The sequence below is a fragment of the Pseudomonas anguilliseptica genome (genome assembly GCF_900105355.1).
GTDB lineage: Bacteria > Pseudomonadota > Gammaproteobacteria > Pseudomonadales > Pseudomonadaceae > Aquipseudomonas > Aquipseudomonas anguilliseptica.
The window spans coordinates 966,971-980,713 of record NZ_FNSC01000001.1 but is presented as its reverse complement, the minus strand read 5'-3'; the positions used below and the strand labels follow the sequence as shown (position 1 = coordinate 980,713).

Below are 13,743 nucleotides of genomic sequence, written 5' to 3'. Positions count from 1 at the left end.
CATGGCTGAAGCCGAAAAAACAGTCCGTACGCTGACCGGCCGTGTCGTCAGCGACAAGATGGACAAGACCATCACCGTATTGATCGAGCGTCGCGTTAAGCACCCTATCTACGGCAAATATGTCAAGCGTTCGACCAAGCTGCACGCACACGACGAAACCAACCAGAGCAAGATCGGTGACAAAGTTTCCATTCGCGAAACTCGTCCCGTTGCCAAGACCAAGTCTTGGGCGCTGGTTGAGATCCTCGAACGCGCAGTGGACGTCTAAGGGCTAAGGGTCGGAGAAATTATATGATTCAGACTCAATCCATGCTCGACGTCGCTGACAATAGCGGTGCTCGTCGCGTTATGTGTATCAAGGTGCTGGGTGGTTCGCACCGCCGTTATGCTGGCATCGGCGACATCATCAAAGTCACCGTTAAGGAAGCAATTCCGCGCGGTAAAGTGAAGAAAGGCCAGGTGATGACTGCTGTTGTAGTCCGCACTCGTCACGGCGTTCGTCGTCCTGATGGCTCGATCATTCGCTTTGATGGCAGCGCTGCTGTTCTGCTGAACAACAAGCAAGAGCCAATTGGCACTCGTATTTTTGGGCCAGTGACTCGTGAACTTCGTACTGAGAAGTTCATGAAGATCGTCTCGCTCGCCCCTGAAGTGCTCTAAGGAGATCCGACATGCAAAAGATTCGTCGTGACGACGAGATCATCGTGATCGCCGGTAAAGACAAAGGTAAGCGTGGCAAGGTGCTCAAGGTTCTCGCTGACGACCGTTTGGTCGTTGGTGGGATCAACCTGGTAAAGCGCCATACCAAGCCGAACCCGATGTCGGGCGTTCAGGGCGGTATCGTCGAGAAAGAAGCGCCATTGCACGCTTCTAACGTGGCCATCTTCAATGGCGAAACCAACAAGGCTGACCGTGTTGGTTTCAAAGTAGAAGACGGTAAAAAAATTCGTGTCTTCAAGTCGACCCAAAAAGCGGTTGATGCTTGAACACTGCTAGGTAGAAGACCATGGCACGACTAAAAGAGATTTACCGGAAAGAAATCGCTCCCAAGCTTAAGGAAGAACTTAAGCTTGCTAACGTGATGGAGGTTCCGCGCATCACCAAGATCACCCTGAACATGGGCCTGGGCGAAGCAATCGGTGACAAGAAAATCATCGAGCACGCTGTTGCCGACCTGGAAAAGATTACCGGTCAGAAAGTCGTTGTGACTCATGCTCGTAAGTCGATTGCAGGCTTCAAGGTTCGTGAGGGCTGGCCGATCGGCGTTAAAGTAACTCTGCGCCGTGAGCGTATGTACGAGTTCCTGGATCGTCTGCTGTCCATCTCCCTGCCGCGCGTGCGTGACTTCCGCGGCCTGAATGCCAAGTCCTTCGATGGTCGCGGCAACTACAGCATGGGCGTTAAAGAGCAGATCATCTTCCCGGAAATCGACTACGACAAGATCGATGCTCTGCGTGGTCTGGACATTACCCTGACCACCACTGCCCGTACGGATGATGAAGGTCGCGCCTTGCTGCGTGCTTTCAAATTCCCGTTCCGCAACTGATTGGAGTTGGATCATGGCCAAAACCAGCATGAAAAACCGCGAGCTGAAGCGTCAGCAAACGGTAGCCAAGTACGCTAAAAAGCGTGCTGAGCTGAAAGCTACCATCGCCGATCTGAACGCCAGTCCAGAAGCGCGTTGGGCAGCTCAAGTTGCACTGCAGAAGCAGTCGCGTGACGCTAGCGCCTCGCGTCTGCGTAACCGCTGCCGCGTTACCGGTCGTCCGCACGGCGTTTATCGCAAGTTCGGTCTGTCGCGTATCAAGCTGCGTGAAGCTGCAATGCGTGGTGATGTACCAGGTCTGGTTAAAGCCAGCTGGTAAAAACAAAGCCGGCCTAGCGCCGGCTTTGTCTTATCTGTGAATCAGGCCCCTTTGGGGCTTGATTCATTTTTGATCAGTCTCTAGAATGCTCGGCTCGCCTGAGCCTGGGTTCAATTTTTCTCAGAATTCTCAGCGACTGTAGCCGCAAGGCTAATTCTTTTTGTATCAGGAGCGTCTAGCCCATGAGTATGCAGGACCCGTTAGCGGACATGCTAACTCGTATCCGTAATGCCCAGATGGCTGAAAAGTCCGTCGTAAGCATGCCGTCTTCCACGTTGAAGGTGGCTGTAGCCAAAGTTCTGAAAGACGAAGGTTATATTGCGGGTTATCAGATCAGCGGTGAAGTTAAGCCGCAGCTGTCCATCGAGCTGAAATACTTCGAAGGCCGTCCGGTTATCGAAGAAGTTAAGCGCGTGAGCCGTCCAGGCCTTCGCCAATACAAATCCGTCGATGATCTGCCGAAAGTTCGTGGCGGTCTCGGTGTATCCATCGTCTCCACCAACAAGGGTGTGATGACGGACCGCGCTGCGCGCGCTGCCGGTGTCGGCGGCGAAGTGCTTTGCACAGTGTTCTAAGGGGGGATAAGCATGTCTCGCGTTGCTAAGAACCCCGTAAAGCTGCCCGCTGGTGTTGAGATCAAACTCGCCGGCCAACAGCTTTCGGTAAAGGGTGCCAAGGGCACTCTCGAACTGAACGTTCACTCGTCCGTTGAAGTCCTGCGGGAAGCTGGTGAGCTGCGTTTCGCTGCTCGCAATGGCGATCAGCAGACTCGTGCAATGGCCGGTACCACTCGCGCCCTGGTCAACAATATGGTGATCGGTGTTAGCGCTGGCTTCGAGCGCAAGCTGCAGCTGGTTGGCGTTGGTTACAAAGCGCAAGCCAAAGGTCAGGTGCTGAACCTCGCTCTCGGCTTCTCCCATCCGATCGACTATGAGTTGCCGGACGGTGTCGTTGCTGAAACCCCGAACCAGACCGAGATCCTGATCAAGGGTGTCGACAAACAACTGGTTGGTCAGGTCGCTGCGGAGATTCGTGACTTCCGTCGTCCTGAACCTTACAAGGGCAAAGGTGTTCGTTACGCTGACGAAGTCGTCCGCCGTAAAGAAGCCAAGAAGAAGTAGGGCATAGCAAATGACCGACAAAAAAGTTACTCGACTGCGTCGCGCTCGCAAAGCACGCCTGAAAATGCACGAGCTCGAAGCCGTGCGTCTCTGCGTGTATCGCTCTTCGCAGCACATCTATGCCCAGGTCATTTCGGCCGACGGCAGCAAGGTTCTGGCCAGCGCCTCTACCTTGGACAAAGCACTGCGTGACGGCGTCGCTGGCAACGTCGACGCGGCCAAGAAAGTTGGTGAGCTGGTTGCCGAGCGTGCGAAAGCCGCTGGTGTAACTCAGGTTGCATTCGACCGTTCTGGCTTCAAGTACCACGGCCGCGTCAAGGCGCTGGCTGATGCTGCTCGTGAAGGCGGGCTGGAGTTCTAAGTTATGGCAAATAACGACCAAAAGCGCGACGAAGGCTATATCGAGAAGCTGGTACAGGTTAACCGCGTTGCCAAGACCGTTAAGGGTGGCCGTATCTTCACTTTCACCGCGTTGACCGTGGTGGGTGATGGTAAGGGTCGCGTCGGTTTCGGCCGTGGCAAGTCCCGTGAAGTGCCTGCTGCCATCCAGAAAGCGATGGAAGCTGCTCGTCGCAACATGATCCAGGTTGATCTGAGCGGCACCACTCTGCAGTACGCAATGAAGTCTGCTCATGGCGCCTCCAAGGTGTACATGCAGCCTGCTTCTGAAGGTACCGGCATCATTGCTGGCGGCGCTATGCGTGCTGTTCTGGAAGTGGCTGGCGTGCAGAACGTTCTGGCTAAGTGCTACGGCTCGACTAACCCAGTGAACGTGGTGTACGCCACTTTCAAAGGTTTGAAAGCTATGCAGTCGCCAGGTTCTGTTGCGGCTAAGCGTGGCAAGAGTGTCGAGGAGATTCTCTAATCATGGCTAATACCGTAAAAGTCACGCTGATCAAAAGCATGACCGGCCGTATCCCCAGCCATAAGCTCTGCGTTAAGGGGCTGGGTCTGCGTCGCATCGGTCACACCGTAGAAGTGCTGGATACTCCCGAGAATCGCGGGATGATCAACAAGGCTTACTACATGCTGCGAGTCGAGGGTTAATTCATGTACCTGAACGATTTGAGTCCTGCGCCGGGTTCCCGTCGCGAGAAGCACCGTCCGGGCCGTGGTATCGGTAGCGGTTTGGGTAAGACTGGTGGTCGTGGCCACAAGGGTCAGGCCTCCCGTTCCGGTGGCACCATTGCTCCGGGTTTCGAAGGCGGCCAGCAGCCTCTGCACCGCCGTCTGCCTAAGTTCGGTTTCGTTTCTTTGAAGGCTATGGATCGCGCTGAAGTGCGTACTTCCGAGCTGAATAAAATCGAAGGCGGCATTGTTACTCTGCAGTCGCTGAAGGATGCCAACCTGATCAACCAAAACGTACAGCGTGTGAAAGTCATGCTGTCCGGTGAAGTTACTCAGGCAGTCACCCTTAAAGGTATCGCCGCCACCAAAGGTGCGCGCGCGGCTATCGAAGCAGCTGGCGGTAAGTTCGAGGAATAAATGGCTAAGCAAGGTGCTCTCTCAGCGCTCAGCAATGGCGGGTTATCCGAGCTTTGGGCTCGTTTGCGCTTTCTGTTCATGGCGATCATCGTCTATCGGATAGGTGCACACATCCCGGTTCCTGGTATCAACCCTGATCGGCTGGCGGACCTGTTTCGACAGAATGAGGGGACCATTCTTAGCTTGTTCAACATGTTTTCCGGCGGCGCGCTGGAGCGTATGAGTATTTTTGCACTGGGGATCATGCCGTACATTTCGGCGTCGATCATCATGCAGCTCATGACCGCTGTCAGCCCGCAGCTGGAGCGGTTGAAGAAGGAAGGTGAGGCTGGCCGTCGCAAGATTAGCCAGTACACCCGCTACGGCACCCTCGTCCTGGCTATTGTCCAAGCAGTCGGCATGTCCGTCGGCCTGGCGAGTCAGGGCGTAGCGTTTACAGTTGATTTCGGCTTCCACTTCGTTGCAGTCACCACCTTTGTGGCGGGTGCAATGTTCATGATGTGGCTGGGCGAGCAAATCACTGAGCGTGGTGTTGGCAACGGTATTTCGATGCTGATCTTTGCAGGCATCGTGGCCGGTCTGCCGTCGGCGATTGGGCAGTCTTTCGAGTCTGCTCGTCAGGGTGATATCAATATCTTTGCCCTGATTGCCATCGGTTTGCTGGCAGTAGCGATTATCGGTTTCGTGGTGTTCATTGAGCGTGGTCAGCGTCGCATTGCGGTGCACTACGCCAAGCGTCAGCAGGGTCGCAAGGTCTTTGCTGCGCAGACCAGCCACTTGCCGTTGAAGGTGAATATGGCGGGGGTTATCCCGGCTATTTTCGCCAGCAGCCTTCTGTTATTCCCGGCCTCGCTGGGTGCCTGGTTTGGTCAGTCTGAAGGTATGGGCTGGCTGCAGGATATTTCACAGGCTATCGCTCCTGGTCAGCCGTTGAACATTTTGCTGTTTAGTGCGGGGATTGTTTTCTTCTGCTTCTTCTATACAGCGCTGATGTTCAACCCGAAAGACGTAGCGGAGAACCTGAAGAAGTCCGGTGCCTTTATTCCGGGTATCCGTCCCGGTGAGCAATCGGCGCGCTATATCGATGGCGTGTTGACTCGCTTGACCATGTTCGGTGCTCTGTACATGACGGCCGTATGCTTGTTGCCCCAGTTCCTGGTGGTGGCTGCCAACGTACCGTTCTATCTTGGCGGGACCTCGTTGCTGATCGTGGTAGTGGTTGTGATGGACTTTATGTCGCAAGTACAATCGCACCTCGTTTCGCACCAGTACGAATCCCTGATGAAGAAAGCCAACCTGAAGGGCTACGGCAGCGGCATGCTGCGCTGAAGTCCATAAGGTTCGAGGAGTTGGTGATGAAAGTTCGTGCATCGGTGAAAAAGCTGTGCCGCAACTGCAAGATTATTCGTCGCGAAGGTGTTGTTCGCGTCATTTGCAGCGCGGAGCCGCGTCACAAACAGCGCCAAGGCTGAGTGTGAGTGAAGTGACAAGCCCGGCAGCTAGTGCGCTGCCGGGTTGATTATTTGTTTTTACAGCGTTAATATCTTGCGCCCTATTTCTTGGCTTCCGGGGCGTAGGTAGCTGTCAATTGGAGTTCCACTGAATGGCCCGTATTGCAGGCGTTAACATTCCGGATAACAAGCACACTGTTATCTCGTTGACCTACATCTATGGTGTTGGTCGCACAACTGCACAGAAAGTCTGTGCTGCCGCCGGCGTTAATCCGGCTGCAAAGATCAAAGATCTCTCTGACGAGCAGATCGAGCAGCTGCGTGGCGAAGTAGCCAAGGTGAATACCGAAGGCGACCTGCGTCGTGAAGTGAACATGAAAATCAAGCGCTTGATGGACCTGGGTTGCTACCGCGGCCTGCGTCATCGTCGTGGTCTGCCGGTTCGCGGTCAGCGTACCAAGACCAACGCGCGTACCCGTAAGGGCCCGCGTAAGCCGATCCGCAAGTAATCGCATTCGCGCATCGACAGGAATCTAGTCATGGCAAAACCTGCTGCTCGTACTCGTAAGAAAGTCAAAAAGACGGTGGTTGATGGCATCGCCCACATCCACGCCTCTTTCAACAACACAATCGTGACCATTACTGACCGTCAGGGCAACGCTCTGTCCTGGGCTACCTCTGGTGGTTCGGGTTTCCGCGGCTCGCGTAAAAGCACCCCGTTCGCCGCCCAGGTGGCTGCAGAACGTGCTGGTCAAGCTGCGCTGGAATATGGTCTGAAGAACCTCGACGTTAACGTCAAGGGTCCAGGTCCAGGTCGTGAGTCCGCTGTCCGTGCATTGAACGGCTGTGGCTATAAGATCGCCAGCATCACCGATGTGACGCCAATCCCGCATAACGGGTGCCGTCCTTCGAAAAAGCGTCGCGTGTAATCAGGAGACAGTGAGAAATGGCTCGTTACATTGGTCCCAAATGCAAACTGTCTCGTCGTGAAGGCACAGATCTTTTCCTGAAAAGCGGTGTACGCGCTCTGGAATCGAAGTGCAACATCGAAGCAGCCCCAGGTATTCACGGTCAGCGCCGTGGCCGTCAGTCCGGCTACGGCACCCAGCTGCGTGAAAAGCAAAAAGTTCGTCGCATTTACGGTGTGCTTGAGCGTCAATTCAGCGGTTATTACAAAGAAGCTGCCGGCAAGAAAGGCGCTACTGGTGAGAACCTGCTGCAACTGCTCGAATGCCGCCTGGATAACGTGGTTTACCGCATGGGCTACGGCGCTACTCGCGCTGAATCCCGTCAGCTGGTATCGCACAAGTCGATCAGCGTAAACGGTAAAACTGTCAACGTACCGTCCTGCCAGGTTAAAGCTGGTGACGTTGTTGCAGTTCGCGAGAAATCGAAGAATCAGCTGCGCATTGTTCAAGCTCTTGAGCTGTGTGCCCAGCGTGGCCGCGTTGAATGGGTAGAAGTAGACACTGAGAAGAAGTCTGGCGTGTTCAAAAACGTCCCGGCGCGCAGTGATCTCTCCGCTGACATCAACGAAAGCCTGATTGTCGAGCTCTACTCCAAGTAAGGGCTAGAAAATAGGTGCATCCATGCAGATTTCGGTAAATGAGTTCCTGACCCCCCGCCACATTGATGTGCAGGTGGTCAGTTCGACCCGCGCCAAGATCACTCTCGAGCCTCTCGAGCGTGGCTTTGGCCATACCCTGGGCAACGCGCTGCGTCGCATCCTGTTGTCCTCCATGCCTGGCTGTGCAGTAGTCGAGGCCGAGATTGACGGTGTACTCCATGAGTACAGCGCCATCGAAGGTGTTCAGGAAGACGTCATTGAAATCCTGCTCAACCTGAAAGGTCTGGCTGTCAAACTGCACGGTCGTGACGAAGTGACGTTGACTCTGGCGAAGAAGGGCTCGGGCGTAGTTACCGCCGCCGATATTCAGCTGGATCACGATGTCGAAATCGTCAATGGCGACCACGTAATCGCCAACCTGGCTTCCACTGGCGCGCTGAACATGAAGCTCACCATAGCTCGTGGTCGCGGCTATGAGCCGGCTGACGCGCGTCAGAGCGATGAAGATGAAAGCCGCAGCATTGGTCGCTTGCAGCTGGATGCTTCGTTCAGCCCGGTACGCCGTGTGTCGTACGTGGTGGAAAACGCTCGTGTTGAGCAGCGTACCAACCTGGACAAACTGGTTATCGACCTGGAGACCAACGGTACTCTGGATCCTGAAGAGGCTATTCGCCGCGCCGCGACCATTCTGCAACAGCAGTTGGCTGCGTTCGTCGACCTCAAGGGTGACAGTGAGCCTGTTGTTATCGAGCAGGAAGATGAGATCGATCCGATCCTCCTCCGTCCGGTTGATGACCTGGAGCTGACTGTACGTTCGGCCAACTGCCTCAAGGCAGAGAACATTTACTACATCGGCGATCTGATTCAGCGCACCGAAGTAGAACTGTTGAAAACGCCGAACCTGGGCAAGAAATCCCTGACCGAAATCAAGGATGTTCTGGCTTCTCGCGGTCTGTCCCTCGGTATGCGCCTCGACAACTGGCCGCCGGCAAGTCTGAAGAAAGACGATAAGGCGACTGCCTGATCGTCATCATCACCGAACGTGAGTTTGGTAAGGAATTGAACCATGCGTCATCGTAAAAGTGGCCGTCACCTCAGCCGCAACAGCGCACACCGCAAGGCCATGTTCCAGAACATGGCGGTATCGCTGTTCGAGCATGAGCTGATAAAAACTACTCTGCCGAAAGCCAAAGAGCTGCGTCGCGTTGCCGAGCCGCTGATTACTCTGGCTAAAGAAGACAGCGTTGCCAATCGTCGTCTGGCCTTCGACCGTACTCGTTCGAAAGCCATCGTAGGCAAGCTGTTCAACGACCTGGGCAAGCGCTACGCCACCCGTCAGGGCGGTTACCTGCGTATCCTCAAGTGCGGCTTCCGCACTGGTGACAATGCTCCAATGGCTTATGTTGAGCTGGTTGACCGTCCGGTCGCTGGTGCAGCTGTAGACGCTGAGTAAGTCGTAGGTTGTATAAAAAAACCGGGCCTTGGCCCGGTTTTTTTATGGTTGGAATAAGCCCATTTTGACGTTGTCATGCGCGTCTGTGCGCTGTGCTTGACCCGTCGGCTGTGGGCCGCCAGCATTGTTCATGTTTGCCGCTTGCTAAGGAAACCCTGAAGAAGACTTCCTGAATTTGGCAAAATACCTGAACTCCACCCGCCGAGTTTTCCGATGAAGCAGATGACCTTCGCCGACGCCGAGTACGCCGGCAAGCGCAAGCAAACCCGCAAAGAGCTGTTCCTGATCGAGATGGATCAGGTTGTGCCGTGGAAGGGTTTGATTGCCTTGATCGAACCGCATTACCCCAAGGGTGAAGGCGGACGTCCAGCCTATCCGCTGATGGCGATGTTACGGGTTCATTTGATGCAGAACTGGTTCGGCTACAGCGACCCGGCGATGGAGGAGGCTCTGTACGAGACCACCATCCTGCGCCAGTTTGCGGGTCTGAGCCTGGAGCGCATTCCCGACGAAACCACCATCCTCAACTTCCGCCGATTGCTGGAGAAACACGAACTGGCTGCGGGCATCTTGGCCGTCATCAATGGCTATTTGGGTGACCGCGGTTTGTCATTGCGCCAAGGCACCATCGTCGATGCCACGCTGATCAATGCGCCGAGTTCGACCAAGAACAAGGACGGTAAGCGTGACCCGGAAATGCACCAGACCAAGAAGGGAAACCAGTATTACTTCGGCATGAAGGCGCACATCGGCGTCGATGACGAGTCGGGTTTAGTGCATAGCGTGGTCGGCACGGCAGCCAATGTTGCAGACGTTACTCAGGTCGACAAGCTGCTACACGGCAAAGAAAACATGGTGGGTGCCGACGCGGGTTACACCGGCGTAGAGAAGCGGCCAGAACATGAAGGCCGTGAAGTGATCTGGCAGATCGCAGCCCGCCGCAGTACGTACAACACGTTGAGTAAGCGCAGCGCGCTGTACAAAGCCAAGCGCAAGATCGAGAAGGCCAAGGCGCAAGTTCGCGCCAAGGTCGAGCACCCGTTCCGGGTGATCAAGCGTCAGTTCGGTTATGTGAAGACGCGTTTCCGTGGCCTGGCCAAAAACACCGCACAACTGGTAACGCTGTTCGCCCTGTCGAACCTGTGGATGGCCCGTCGACATTTGCTGACGAATGCAGGAGAGGTGCGCCTGTAATGTGGGAAATGACCGCTGCGAGGTGCTCGCGGCGGCCAGAAACACCGAAATGAGCGGATGACTTGATCGTTTTTGATCAGTTTTCCGCTTTCAAAATCAGCGGAGGCTGAAGTTGACCGGAAATACAGGGCTACTTCAGACCATCCCTAAGGAAAATACCCATGAAAGGCCATATAGAAGTCATCGATTACCTGAAGGTGCTGCTCAAAGGCGAGCTGGCTGCCCGTGATCAGTACTTCGTCCATTCGCGCCTGTATGAGGATTGGGGTTTCAGCAAGCTGTACGAACGGATCAATCATGAGATGGAAGAGGAAACCCAGCATGCCGATGCCATCCTCAAGCGCATTCTGTTTCTTGAAGGCTCGCCGGACATGGTTCCTGACAGCTTCCGCTTCGGCCAGAGCGTGCCGGAGATGCTCAAGCTTGACCTGGCGCTGGAGTATCACGTGCGTGGGGCCCTGAGCAAAGGCATCGCGATGTGCGAACAGCATCAGGATTACCAGACTCGCGACATCCTGCTGGTGCAGCTCAAGGACACCGAAGAAGATCATGCCTACTGGCTGGAGGTTCAGCTTGGGTTGATCGATAGGCTGGGCCTGGAGAACTACCTGCAGACGCAGATGTAAGTATTATTCGGCCAAGAAAAAGCCCCGCACATGCGGGGCTTTTTCTTGTGCGCGGTCTTAGTCGCGGTCACGTTCCAGCAGCGGCTTGAGGAAGTAGCCAGTGTGCGACTGCGGCATTTCGGCGACTTCTTCCGGCGTGCCGACGGCGATGATCTGCCCGCCTTTGGAGCCACCTTCCGGGCCGAGATCCACCAGCCAGTCGGCCGTCTTGATCACGTCCAGGTTGTGCTCGATCACCACCACGGTGTTGCCGTGGTCGCGCAGGCGGTGCAGCACGTCGAGCAGCTGCTGGATATCGGCGAAGTGCAGGCCGGTGGTCGGTTCGTCGAGGATATACAGGGTTTTGCCGGTATCGCGCTTGCTCAGCTCGCGGGAGAGTTTGACCCGCTGCGCCTCGCCGCCGGACAGCGTCGTCGCGCTTTGTCCCAGCTTGATATAGGACAGGCCGACATCCATCAGTGTCTGCAGCTTGCGCGCCAGGGCCGGCACAGCATCGAAGAACTCGCGTGCTTCCTCGATGGTCATGTCGAGGACTTCGGTGATGTTCTTGCCCTTGTACTTCACTTCCAGAGTTTCGCGGTTGTAGCGCTTGCTCTTGCACACGTCGCAGGGCACGTAGATATCCGGCAGAAAGTGCATTTCTACCTTGATCAAACCGTCGCCCTGGCAGGCTTCGCAGCGACCGCCCTTGACGTTGAAGCTGAAGCGCCCTGGGCCGTAACCGCGCGAGCGTGATTCCGGCACGCCGGCGAACAGTTCGCGGATCGGCGTGAACAGCCCGGTATAGGTTGCCGGGTTCGAGCGCGGTGTGCGGCCGATCGGGCTCTGGTCGATATCGACCACCTTGTCCAGATGCTGCAGGCCGTCGATGCTGTCGTGGGCAGCGGCTTCCAGGGTGGTCGCGCCATTCAGCGCGGTGGCGCTGAGCGGGAATAGGGTGTTGTTGATCAGGGTCGATTTGCCCGAGCCGGACACGCCGGTGACGCAAATGAGCAGGCCGATCGGGATTTCCAGGTCGACATTGCGCAGGTTGTTGCCGCGCGCGCCCTTGATCTTCAGTGAGAGTTTCTTGTCTCGTGGCGTGCGCTTGGCCGGCACTTTGATCTTCACCCGGCCGGAGAGGTATTTGCCAGTCAGCGAATCGGGGTGGGCCATGACTTCGGCAGCGGTGCCCTGGGCGACAATCTGTCCGCCATGCACGCCGGCGCCTGGGCCTATATCCACCACGTAGTCGGCCAGGCGGATGGCATCTTCGTCATGCTCGACCACGATCACCGTATTGCCGATGTCGCGTAGGTGTTTCAGGGTGCCGAGCAGGCGTTCATTGTCGCGCTGATGCAGGCCGATACTCGGCTCGTCGAGGATATACATCACCCCGACCAGGCCTGCGCCGATCTGGCTGGCCAGGCGAATACGCTGCGCCTCGCCGCCAGACAGGGTGTCGGCGCTGCGATCCAGGGTCAGGTAGTCGAGGCCGACGTTGACCAGAAACTGCAGGCGCTCACGGATTTCCTTGAGGATCTTCTCGGCGATTTCACCGCGGCGGCCGGGTAGTGTCAGGCTGCCGAAATACTCGGTGGCGTCGCCAATCGGCAGGCCGCTGACCGCCGGCAGGGTCTTCTCACCGACCCATACATGGCGTGCTTCGCGGCGCAGGCGGGTGCCGCGGCAATCCTGGCAGGCCTGAGTGCTGAGAAACTTGGCCAGCTCCTCACGCACGCTGGTGGATTCGGTCTCGCGGTAGCGTCGCTCCAGGTTGGGCACGATGCCTTCGAAGGGGTGTGAGCGTTTGACGATATCGCCACGGTCATTCAGGTACTTGAAGTCGACGTTCTGCGTGCCGCTGCCGAACAGGATGCACTTCTGGTGCTCGGCGCTGAGGTCGTCGAAAGGCACTTCCAGGCTGAAGCCGTAATGCGCGGCCAAAGAGCCGAGCATCTGGAAGTAATAGACATTGCGCCGGTCCCAGCCGCGAATCGCGCCCTCGGCCAGGGTCAGTTCGCCATTGACCAGGCGCTTGGTGTCGAAGAACTGCTTCACGCCCAGGCCGTCGCAGGTCGGGCAGGCGCCGGCCGGGTTGTTGAAGGAGAACAGCTTGGGCTCCAGCTCGCTGATCGAGTGGCCGCACACCGGGCAGGCGAAACGCGCGGAGAAGATGATTTCTTCACCTTCCTCGCCTTCCATTGGTGCGATCAGGGCCAGGCCGTCGGCCAGCTTCAGTGCGGTCTCGAACGATTCGGCCAGGCGCTGCTGTAGATCGCCGCGGGCTTTGAAGCGGTCGACCACGGCATCGATGCTGTGCTTTTTCTGCTTGTCGAGCTTCGGCAGTTCGTCCAGCTCGTAAATCTTGCCGTTGACCCGCACGCGAACGAAGCCTTGGGCGCGCAGCTCGTCGAAGATCGCCAGATGCTCGCCTTTGCGTTCGCGAATCACCGGGGCTAGCAACATCAGCTTGCTGCCTTCGGGCAGGGCCAGAACTTGGTCAACCATCTGGCTGACGGTCTGCGCTTCCAGCGGCAGATCGTGGTCTGGGCAGCGTGGAATACCGGCGCGGGCGTAGAGCAGGCGCAGGTAGTCGTAGATCTCGGTGATGGTACCGACAGTGGAGCGCGGATTGTGCGAGGTGGATTTCTGCTCGATGGAGATCGCCGGCGACAGGCCTTCGATGGTGTCGACATCGGGCTTTTCCATCATCGACAGGAACTGTCGGGCGTAGGCCGACAGGGATTCGACATAACGGCGCTGACCCTCGGCGTAGAGAGTGTCGAAGGCCAGGGATGACTTGCCGGAACCGGACAGGCCTGTGATCACGATCAGCTTGTCGCGCGGCAGGGTCAGGTCGATGTTTTTCAGGTTATGGGTGCGTGCACCCCGGATCAGAATCTTGTCCACAAACAACGGCCTCGCATGGCGGGCGGAAAACCACCGAGTATACGGCTCGGGAGGCGGGCGCGGCAAAGCGTCGCTGCTGTGCCGCATGG

The 13,743-nt window shown here is 56.7% G+C and carries 21 protein-coding genes; 20 read left to right on the top strand and 1 reads right to left on the bottom strand.

Going from position 1 to position 13,743, the window contains the following annotated elements:
• The first annotated feature begins 1 nt into the window (after position 1).
• The 20 genes from rpsQ (at position 2) to bfr (ending at position 10,762) form a co-directional block, all read left to right on the top strand.
• Positions 2–268, top strand: a complete 267-nt coding sequence (gene rpsQ / locus BLW24_RS04725; protein WP_090255823.1) for a 30S ribosomal protein S17 — start codon at positions 2–4, stop codon at positions 266–268.
• A 23-nt stretch (positions 269–291) separates the two neighbouring features.
• The gene (gene rplN, locus BLW24_RS04720) at positions 292–660 is read left to right on the top strand and encodes a 50S ribosomal protein L14 (protein WP_090377358.1); all 369 of its coding nucleotides are present in this window, start codon (positions 292–294) and stop codon (positions 658–660) included.
• 11 nt (positions 661–671) lie between these two features.
• Entirely contained in the window at positions 672–986 is a 315-nt protein-coding gene (gene rplX / locus BLW24_RS04715; RefSeq protein ID WP_009397501.1) for a 50S ribosomal protein L24, read from the top strand.
• Between the two features lie 20 nt (positions 987–1,006).
• Positions 1,007–1,546 carry a 50S ribosomal protein L5 gene (gene rplE / locus BLW24_RS04710; protein WP_090255796.1) on the top strand — a complete coding sequence of 180 codons (540 nt, stop codon included), beginning with the start codon at positions 1,007–1,009 and terminating at the stop codon, positions 1,544–1,546.
• Positions 1,547–1,559: 13 nt separating this feature from the next.
• Complete coding sequence (gene rpsN, locus BLW24_RS04705; protein ID WP_090377355.1) at positions 1,560–1,865, top strand: 30S ribosomal protein S14; 306 nt, start codon at positions 1,560–1,562, stop codon at positions 1,863–1,865.
• A 182-nt stretch (positions 1,866–2,047) separates the two neighbouring features.
• Positions 2,048–2,440 carry a 30S ribosomal protein S8 gene (gene rpsH / locus BLW24_RS04700; RefSeq protein WP_069519903.1) on the top strand — a complete coding sequence of 131 codons (393 nt, stop codon included), beginning with the start codon at positions 2,048–2,050 and terminating at the stop codon, positions 2,438–2,440.
• 12 nt (positions 2,441–2,452) lie between these two features.
• A complete protein-coding gene (gene rplF / locus BLW24_RS04695; protein WP_090377352.1) occupies positions 2,453–2,986 on the top strand; it encodes a 50S ribosomal protein L6 in 534 nt (177 codons plus the stop codon).
• Between the two features lie 10 nt (positions 2,987–2,996).
• Positions 2,997–3,347: a 50S ribosomal protein L18 gene (gene rplR / locus BLW24_RS04690; RefSeq protein ID WP_090377349.1), complete on the top strand. Its 351-nt coding sequence runs from the start codon at positions 2,997–2,999 to the stop codon at positions 3,345–3,347.
• Positions 3,348–3,350: 3 nt separating this feature from the next.
• A complete protein-coding gene (gene rpsE / locus BLW24_RS04685) occupies positions 3,351–3,851 on the top strand; it encodes a 30S ribosomal protein S5 (protein WP_090377346.1) in 501 nt (166 codons plus the stop codon).
• Positions 3,852–3,853: 2 nt separating this feature from the next.
• Complete coding sequence (gene rpmD / locus BLW24_RS04680) at positions 3,854–4,033, top strand: 50S ribosomal protein L30 (protein WP_090377342.1); 180 nt, start codon at positions 3,854–3,856, stop codon at positions 4,031–4,033.
• Positions 4,034–4,036: 3 nt separating this feature from the next.
• Complete coding sequence (gene rplO, locus BLW24_RS04675) at positions 4,037–4,471, top strand: 50S ribosomal protein L15 (protein ID WP_090377339.1); 435 nt, start codon at positions 4,037–4,039, stop codon at positions 4,469–4,471.
• Positions 4,472–5,800: a preprotein translocase subunit SecY gene (gene secY / locus BLW24_RS04670; protein WP_090377336.1), complete on the top strand. Its 1,329-nt coding sequence runs from the start codon at positions 4,472–4,474 to the stop codon at positions 5,798–5,800.
• 26 nt (positions 5,801–5,826) lie between these two features.
• Entirely contained in the window at positions 5,827–5,943 is a 117-nt protein-coding gene (gene rpmJ / locus BLW24_RS04665) for a 50S ribosomal protein L36 (RefSeq protein WP_002555468.1), read from the top strand.
• 131 nt (positions 5,944–6,074) lie between these two features.
• Positions 6,075–6,431 (top strand): 30S ribosomal protein S13, encoded by a 357-nt coding sequence (gene rpsM / locus BLW24_RS04660; RefSeq protein ID WP_090377333.1) that lies wholly within the window; start codon positions 6,075–6,077, stop codon positions 6,429–6,431.
• Between the two features lie 30 nt (positions 6,432–6,461).
• On the top strand, positions 6,462–6,851 hold the full coding sequence (gene rpsK / locus BLW24_RS04655) for a 30S ribosomal protein S11 (RefSeq protein WP_013789773.1): 390 nt from the start codon (positions 6,462–6,464) through the stop codon (positions 6,849–6,851).
• Between the two features lie 17 nt (positions 6,852–6,868).
• Positions 6,869–7,489, top strand: coding sequence for a 30S ribosomal protein S4 (rpsD, locus tag BLW24_RS04650; RefSeq protein WP_090377329.1), 621 nt, complete (start codon positions 6,869–6,871; stop codon positions 7,487–7,489).
• Positions 7,490–7,511: 22 nt separating this feature from the next.
• Complete coding sequence (locus BLW24_RS04645) at positions 7,512–8,513, top strand: DNA-directed RNA polymerase subunit alpha (RefSeq protein ID WP_090255780.1); 1,002 nt, start codon at positions 7,512–7,514, stop codon at positions 8,511–8,513.
• 42 nt (positions 8,514–8,555) lie between these two features.
• The gene (gene rplQ, locus BLW24_RS04640) at positions 8,556–8,942 is read left to right on the top strand and encodes a 50S ribosomal protein L17 (protein ID WP_090377325.1); all 387 of its coding nucleotides are present in this window, start codon (positions 8,556–8,558) and stop codon (positions 8,940–8,942) included.
• A gap of 213 nt (positions 8,943–9,155) precedes the next feature.
• Positions 9,156–10,136 carry an IS5 family transposase gene (locus BLW24_RS04635; protein ID WP_090375775.1) on the top strand — a complete coding sequence of 327 codons (981 nt, stop codon included), beginning with the start codon at positions 9,156–9,158 and terminating at the stop codon, positions 10,134–10,136.
• 161 nt (positions 10,137–10,297) lie between these two features.
• Positions 10,298–10,762: a bacterioferritin gene (gene bfr / locus BLW24_RS04630; RefSeq protein ID WP_090377302.1), complete on the top strand. Its 465-nt coding sequence runs from the start codon at positions 10,298–10,300 to the stop codon at positions 10,760–10,762.
• A 57-nt stretch (positions 10,763–10,819) separates the two neighbouring features.
• Here the strand turns inward: bfr and uvrA are convergent, their stop codons facing one another.
• Entirely contained in the window at positions 10,820–13,654 is a 2,835-nt protein-coding gene (uvrA, locus tag BLW24_RS04625) for an excinuclease ABC subunit UvrA (protein WP_090387629.1), read from the bottom strand.
• Positions 13,655–13,743 lie beyond the last annotated feature (89 nt).

Excerpts from the sequence above, each read along its gene's own strand:
- rpsQ (WP_090255823.1), top strand. The coding sequence starts at position 2 with ATGGCTGAAGCCGAAAAAACAGTCCGTACGCTGACCGGCCGTGTCGTC.
- rplN (WP_090377358.1), top strand. The coding sequence starts at position 292 with ATGATTCAGACTCAATCCATGCTCGACGTCGCTGACAATAGCGGTGCT.
- rplX (WP_009397501.1), top strand. The coding sequence starts at position 672 with ATGCAAAAGATTCGTCGTGACGACGAGATCATCGTGATCGCCGGTAAA.
- rplE (WP_090255796.1), top strand. The coding sequence starts at position 1,007 with ATGGCACGACTAAAAGAGATTTACCGGAAAGAAATCGCTCCCAAGCTT.
- rpsN (WP_090377355.1), top strand. The coding sequence starts at position 1,560 with ATGGCCAAAACCAGCATGAAAAACCGCGAGCTGAAGCGTCAGCAAACG.
- rpsH (WP_069519903.1), top strand. The coding sequence starts at position 2,048 with ATGAGTATGCAGGACCCGTTAGCGGACATGCTAACTCGTATCCGTAAT.
- rplF (WP_090377352.1), top strand. The coding sequence starts at position 2,453 with ATGTCTCGCGTTGCTAAGAACCCCGTAAAGCTGCCCGCTGGTGTTGAG.
- rplR (WP_090377349.1), top strand. The coding sequence starts at position 2,997 with ATGACCGACAAAAAAGTTACTCGACTGCGTCGCGCTCGCAAAGCACGC.
- rpsE (WP_090377346.1), top strand. The coding sequence starts at position 3,351 with ATGGCAAATAACGACCAAAAGCGCGACGAAGGCTATATCGAGAAGCTG.
- rpmD (WP_090377342.1), top strand. The coding sequence starts at position 3,854 with ATGGCTAATACCGTAAAAGTCACGCTGATCAAAAGCATGACCGGCCGT.
- rplO (WP_090377339.1), top strand. The coding sequence starts at position 4,037 with ATGTACCTGAACGATTTGAGTCCTGCGCCGGGTTCCCGTCGCGAGAAG.
- secY (WP_090377336.1), top strand. The coding sequence starts at position 4,472 with ATGGCTAAGCAAGGTGCTCTCTCAGCGCTCAGCAATGGCGGGTTATCC.
- rpmJ (WP_002555468.1), top strand. The coding sequence starts at position 5,827 with ATGAAAGTTCGTGCATCGGTGAAAAAGCTGTGCCGCAACTGCAAGATT.
- rpsM (WP_090377333.1), top strand. The coding sequence starts at position 6,075 with ATGGCCCGTATTGCAGGCGTTAACATTCCGGATAACAAGCACACTGTT.
- rpsK (WP_013789773.1), top strand. The coding sequence starts at position 6,462 with ATGGCAAAACCTGCTGCTCGTACTCGTAAGAAAGTCAAAAAGACGGTG.
- rpsD (WP_090377329.1), top strand. The coding sequence starts at position 6,869 with ATGGCTCGTTACATTGGTCCCAAATGCAAACTGTCTCGTCGTGAAGGC.
- BLW24_RS04645 (WP_090255780.1), top strand. The coding sequence starts at position 7,512 with ATGCAGATTTCGGTAAATGAGTTCCTGACCCCCCGCCACATTGATGTG.
- rplQ (WP_090377325.1), top strand. The coding sequence starts at position 8,556 with ATGCGTCATCGTAAAAGTGGCCGTCACCTCAGCCGCAACAGCGCACAC.
- BLW24_RS04635 (WP_090375775.1), top strand. The coding sequence starts at position 9,156 with ATGAAGCAGATGACCTTCGCCGACGCCGAGTACGCCGGCAAGCGCAAG.
- bfr (WP_090377302.1), top strand. The coding sequence starts at position 10,298 with ATGAAAGGCCATATAGAAGTCATCGATTACCTGAAGGTGCTGCTCAAA.